The 6,897-nt window shown below is 79.2% G+C and carries 1 protein-coding gene; it reads left to right on the forward strand.

Annotation, left to right across the window (positions count from 1 at the left end):
• A partial coding sequence (locus BST12_RS34430) for a PE family protein (protein ID WP_170062222.1) occupies nt 1–6,897 on the forward strand: 6,897 nt, incomplete at both ends.

Genomic DNA, 6,897 nt, shown 5'->3' on the forward strand with positions numbered 1-6,897 from the left:
TACGGCACCGGCATCGGCGGCGGCCAAAACGGCGGCGACGGCGGCAACGGCGGCAAGGGCGGCCAGGGCGGCGACGGCGGTAAAGGCGGGGCCAACGGCAGCGGCGTAGGCAAGGGCGCCGACGGCGTCGGCGGCAAGGGCGGCCAGGGCGGCAACGCCGGCACACCCGGCAGCGGCGGCGACGGCGCAACCGGCACCGCCACCAACACCACCGGCGGCGCAGGCGGCAAGGGCGGCAACGCCGGCACTGCTGGCAGTGGCGGCGCCGGCGGCGCCAACGGCGGCGGCGGCAACGCCGCCAACGGCACCAACGGAACGGCCGTCACCGGCCCGGTCGGCAATGGTGGCGCCGGCGGTGCGGGCTTCAGTCCCACGGCCGCCGGGGCCAGCGGCGGTGACGGCGGTGCGGGTGGCGCCGGCGGCAACGTCGGCAACGGCGGTGACGGCGGTGCCGGTGGTAACGGCGTGGCGGGTGCTGCCGGCGCCAACGGCGTCAACCCCGGCTCGGCCGGTGCCGACGGCCAGGCCGGCGGCAAGGGCGGCGCCGGCGGGGCCGGCGGCGCGGCCACCGGTGCGGGCACCAAGAGCGGCAGCGGCGGGGCCGGCGGCAAGGGCGGCGCTGGCGGCGCTGGCGGCAGCGGCGTGAATGGCGCCAACGGCACCAGCACCGCCGGTGCCGGTAACGCCGGTCAGGCCGGCGGCGCGGCCGGCAGCGGTGGCGCCGGCGGCGACGGCGGCAAGGGCGGCGCCGCGGGCACCGTGGGCACCGGTGTCACCCAGGGCACCGTCGGTAGCGGCGGCGCGGCCGGCAATGGTGGCAACGCAGGCACCGCGGGCGCCGGCGGCGTCGGCGCGCCCGGAGCCAACGGCACGGCCTCGAGCCCCAACGGCTTCGCCGGGGGCAACGGCGGTGCGGGCGGTGCCGGCGGCAACGGCGGCAAGGGCGGCGTCGGCGGTCTCAACGGCAACGGCTCCGGCGCTGGCACCAATGGCACCGGCGGTAACGCCAGCAACGGCGGCGTCGGCGGCGCGGCCGGCGCCGGCGGCACCGGCTTCACCGGCGCCAACGGAACCTCGGACCTCAACAAGTACGGCACCGGCATCGGCGGCGGCCAGAACGGCGGCGACGGCGGCCAGGGCGGCACCGGCGGCGCCGGTGGCAAGGGCGGCGTAGGCGGTCTCAACGGCAGCGGCAGCGGCACCGGCACCAACGGCAGCGGTGGCGTCGGCGGTAAGGGCGGCAACGCCGGAACGCCGGGCAGCGGCGGCGACGGCGCGGCCGGCACGGTCACCAACACCACCGGTGGTGCCGGTGGCAAGGGCGGTAACCCCGGCGGCACGGGCGCCGGCGGAAGCGGCGGCGCCAACGGCGGCGGCGGCAATGCCGCCAATGGCGCAACGGGCGCCGGCGTCGGCGCACCGGCCGGTAACGGCGGCGCGGGCGGTCGGGGCTTCGACGCCATCACCGCGGGCGGCAACGGCGGCGACGGTGGCGCCGGCGGCGCCGGCGGCTCGATCGGCAACGGCGGCGCCGGTGGCGCCGGCGGCAACGGCATGGCCGGTAAGCCCGGCGACAACGGCGCAGCCCCCGGCGACGGCGGCCAGATCGGCGGGCAAGGCGGTAACGGCGGTAACGGCGGTGTGGGCGGCAACGGCGGCTCAGCCAGCGGGACCGCGGGCGTCGGCGGGGCCGGCGGCAACGGCGCCGACGGCGGCAAGGGCGGTGCCGGTGCAGCCGGCAAGGACGGAGTGGTAGGCACCAACAACGGCGCCGGCCAGTCCGGCGGCGCCGGTGGCCAGGGTGGCAACGGCGGCAGCGGCGGCAACGGCGGAGCCGGCGGCAAGACGCTCGGCGGCACCGGTACCCAGGCCCTCAGTGGCGTCGGCGGTAACGCCGGCAACGCGGGCAACGGCGGCAACGGCGGGGCCGGCGGCAACGGCGCGGCCGGCGTCAACGGCACCAACAACGGTGCCGGCGGCAACGCCGGCGCCGGCGGGGCCGGCGGCCAAGGCGGCAACGGCGGCAACGGCGGCACCGGCTCCACCCAAGGCAAGGCGGGCAACGCCGGCAGCGGCGGCAACGGCGCAACCGGCGGCAACGGCGGCATCGGCGCCGACGGCACCGCGGCCAACCCGAACGGCGGCGCCGGCGGCGCCGGCGGCAACCCGGGTCTCGGCGGCAAGGCCGGCAGCGTCGGCACCGGATCCGGCACACCCACCCCGGGCACCAAGGGCACCACGCCCACCTCCGGCGGCAACGGCGGCAACGGCGGCAACGGCTTCAGCCCCACCACCCCGGGCGCCAGCGGCGGCAACGGCGGCGACGGCGGCAACGCCGGTGCCGGCGGCAACGGCGGCAACGGCGGCGTCGGCGGCCTCAACCCGCACGGCGCCAAGGGCACCACTGGCGTCGGCGGCAAGGGCGGCGACGGCGGCAACGCCGGCACACCCGGCGACGGCGGCGACGGCGCAGCCGGCACCGCCACCAACACCACCGGCGGGACCGGCGGCAAGGGTGGCGACGCCGGAAAGGCGGCTGCCGGCGGCACCGGCGGCAGCGGCGCCAACGCGCCCGTCAACGGCAACGACGGCACCACGCCCACCACCCCGGTCGGCAACGGCGGCCGCGGCGGCATCGGCTACACCGCGACCACCGCGGGCGGTAACGGCGGCGACGGCGGCGCGGGTGGCGCCGGCGGCAATTACGGCAGCGGCGGTGCCGGCGGCGACGGCGGTAACGGAGCGGCGGGCGCCGTAGGTAAGGACGGGGTCGGCAACGGCGGCAACGGCTTCACCGGCCAGGCGGGCGGGGCCGGCGGCAAGGGCGGCGCCGGCGGTAACGCCGGAGTCAACCTCGGCGACGGCGGCACCGGCGGCAAGGGTGGTGCCGGCGCGGACGGCGGCAACGGCGGTACCGGCCGGGACGGCGCCAACGGCGTATCCGGCGTCGACGAGTACGGCACCGGCGTCGGCGGCGGCCAGAACGGCGGCAGCGGCGGCGACGGCGGCGTCGGCGGCAACGGCGGACAGGGCGGCGCCGGCGGCAAGGCCGGCCTGTACGGCACCGCCGGCGGTGTCGGCGCCGGCGGCAACGCCGGCAACGGCGGAGCCGCGGGCGGATCCGGCAGCGGCGGCAACGGCGCAGCCGGCATCACCGGCAGTATCAACGGCGGCGACGGCGGTAACGCCGGCAGCGTCGGCAAGGCGGGCGGCGGCGGCACCGGCGGCTTGGACGGCAACGGCGACACCAGTGGCCTGGACGGCAAGGCGGGCGCCAGCTTCACCGGTCCGTCCGGCAACGGCGGTAACGGCGGCGTCGGCTACAGCCAGATACCCAACGCCACCGACGCCAACGGCAACGGCCTGGCCGGCGGCAACGGCGGTAAGGGCGGCAGCGGCGGCACCAACGGCAACGGCGGTCAAGGTGGGGCCGGCGGTAGCGGCTCCAACGGCGCCAACGGCTCCAACGGCGCCAACTCCGGCTCCAACGGCGCCACCGGCGGCAACGGCGGCGCCGGCGGTAAAGGCGGCGCCGGCGGCGCCGGCGGCACCACCATCGGCAACGCCGGCAACGGCGGTCAAGGTGGCGCGGGCGGCAATGCCGGCAACGGCGGCGCGGGTGTGGACGGCCACGACGGCGTTCCGAACACCAACGCCTACAACAACGGCATCGGCGGCGGTCAGGACGGCGGCAACGGCGGCAGCGGCGGGGTCGGCGGCAACGGCGGCGCCGGCGGCGACGGCGGCACCGCGACCCATGGCACCAATGGACTCGGCGCCAACGGCGGCAAGGCCGGCAACGGCGGCAACGGCGGCACCCAGGGCAATGGCGGCAACGGCGCGGCCGGCACCGTCACCAACCCCGACGGCGGCGCCGGCGGCAAGGGCGGTACCTCCGGCAGCGGCAAGGCGGGCGGCACCGGCGGCGCCGGCGGCGCCAACGGCAGCGGCGTCGGCGGTGGCAGCAACGGCGCCAACGGCACCGCGGGCAGCACACCCACCACCGTCGGCGGCAACGGCGGCCGCGGCGGCGACGGCTACAACGCCACCGTGCCCGGCACCAACGGCGGCAAGGGCGGCGCCGGCGGCGACGGCGGGCTCTACGGCGACGGCGGCGCCGGCGGCAATGGCGGCAACGGCGCGGCCGGCGCCAACGGCCCCAACGGCAACGCCATCGACCCCAACGGCAAGGCCGGCCAGACCGGCGGTAACGGCGGGGCCGGCGGTGACGGCGGCAAGAGCGGCGCCCTCAACGGCCACGGCGGCGCGGGCGGTAACGCTGGTCAGGGCGCGGCCGGCGGGAACGGCGGCAACGGCGCCAACACCACGACCGGCACCGGCGGCAACGGCGGCAACGGCGGCAATGGCGGCCTAGGCGCGGCCGGCGGCAAGGGTGGCGACGGCTTCCTCGGCGGCGGCGACGGCGGCAAGGGCAGCAACCCCGGTGCCGGCGGCAACGCCGGGATCGCCGGGGTCGGCCCGAGCGGCCCGGGCACCAACGGCACCAACGGCGCCACGCCCACCACCCCGACCGGCAACGGCGGCGACGGCGGCGACGCCTTCGGCGTTCCCGGCACCGGCCAGACCGGCTACAGCGGCGGCAACGGCGGCGACGCCGGGGCGTACGGCAACGGCGGCAACGGCGGCAAGGGCTTCACCGGCGGCGCCGGCGCGACCGGCTCCGCGGGCACGTTCCCCGGCGGCAACGGCGGCGTCGGCGGGACCGGTGGCGACGGCGGAGCCGGCGGCAAGGGCGGCAACGGCGGCACGGTTGCCGGCAACAGCGGCAACGGCGGCAGCGGCGGCACCGGCGGTGTCGGCGGCACCGGCGGCAAGGGCGGTACCGGCGACTTCAGCTTCAACGGCGGTAAGGGTGGCGACGCCGGCAATGGCGGGACCGGCGGCAAGGGCGGCCCGGGCGGCGACGCTGGAAGCGTCACCAGCGGCACCCAAGGCAATGGCGGCACTGCCGGCGACGGCGGTAACGGCGGGGTAAGCGGTGTCGGCGGCACCGGCGCGGCGGGCACCGCGGCCCACCCGAACGGCGGCGCCGGCGGCAACGGGGCCAACCCCGGCAGCGGCGGCGCAGCCGGCACTGCGGGCACCGGTCTCAACCCCGGCAACCCGGGCAACCCGGGCAGCACCCCCACCACCATCGCCGGCAACGGCGGGACCGGCGGCGCCGGCTGGAACTCCAACGACCCGACCAAGGCCGGCGGCGACGGCGGGACCGGCGGCAACGCCGGGCAGTACGGCGTCGGCGGCACCGGTGGTGCCGGCGGCAGCGGCGCAACGGGTAGCACCGGCGCCAACGGCTCCTCCCCCGGCGCCGACGGCAAGATCGGCGGCAACGCCAGCGCCGGCGGCAACGGCGGCACCGGCGGCCTGGGCGGCACGATCGCCGGCGACGGCGGCACCGGCGGCGCCGGCGGCAACGGCGGCAGCGGCGGCAACGGCGGCAATGGCGCCGATGGCCCAGCCGCCGGCGACGGCGGCAAGGGCGGCAACGGCGGCAACGGCGGCAGCGGCGGCAAGGGCGGCACCGGCGGAATGCCGAGCGCACCCGGCTTCAAGCAGGGCGACGGCGGCAAGGGCGGCAACGGCGGCAACACCGGTGTCGGCGGCAACGGTGGCAACGGCGGCAACGGCACGGCCGGCAACCCCAACGGCGGCAACGGCGGCGACGGCGGCATCGTCGGCGGCGCCGGTGCACTCGGCAAGGGCGGCACCGGCTTCAGCAACGGCGCCGACGGCACCCCCGGCCAGGTGCCGGCCGGCACCGCCGGAAACGGCGGCAACGGCGGCAACGGCTTCAGCCCCACCACCCCCGGCACCTCCGGCGGCAAGGGCGGCAACGGCGGTAGCGGCGGATCCACTGGCAACGGCGGCAACGGCGGGGCCGGCGGCAACGGCACGGCCGGCACCCCCGGCGTCAACGGCGTCGCCCCCGGCAGCAGCGGCACCAACGGCCAGGCCGGCGGCTCCGGCGGGGCCGGCGGCAACGGCGGTGCCAGCGGCACCCTGGCCGGCAACGCCGGCAGCGGCGGCGCCGGGGGCAACGGCGCCAACGGCGGCAAGGGCGGCAACGGCGTGACCGGCAAGGCCGGCGTCCAGGGCTTTAACAGCGGCACCGGCCAGGACGGCGGCAATGGCGGCAACGGCGGCAACGCCGGCAACGGCGGCGACGGCGGTACCGCGGGCGCCCTGCTCAACGGCAGCGGCAGTGCCGGCACCACCGGGGCCGGCGGCAACGGCGGCAACGGCGGCAAGGCCGGTACCCCCGGCAACGGCGGCACCGGCGCGGCGGGCACCGTCTTCAACCCCAACGGCGGCAACGGCGGCAACGGCGGCAACGCCGGCACCGCCGGCACGGCCGGCACCGGCGGAACCGGCTCCCCGGCCGGTACCAACGGAAAGGCCGGCGACTCCGTCGTCGGGCCGGCCGGCAACGGCGGGCAGGGAGGGGCCGGCTACAACCCGCTGACCCCGGGCCGCAGCGGCGGTAACGGCGGTAACGGCGGCGACGGCGGCAACATCGGCAACGGCGGCAACGGCGGGGCCGGCGGCAACGGCGTGTCCGCCGTCATCAACGGAACCAACGGCGTCAACCCCGGCGACAGCGGCACCGACGGTCGCTCCGGTGGCTCCGGCGGCAGCGGCGGGTCCGGCGGCAAGGGCGGCACCGTCTCCGGCAACGGCGGCAACGGCGGTGCCGGCGGCAACGGCGGCAACGGCACCAAGGGCGGCAACGGCGTCAACGGCGCCGCCGGCGTCACCGACGTCGACGCCTATGGCACCGGCATCGGCGGCGGCCAGAACGGCGGCAACGGCGGGGTCGGCGGCAACGGCGGCAACGGCGGCAACGGCGGGGGCGGCGGCGTGGCTCAGGGTGTGGGC

This window comes from Mycobacterium angelicum, assembly GCF_002086155.1.
Lineage (GTDB): Bacteria > Actinomycetota > Actinomycetes > Mycobacteriales > Mycobacteriaceae > Mycobacterium > Mycobacterium angelicum.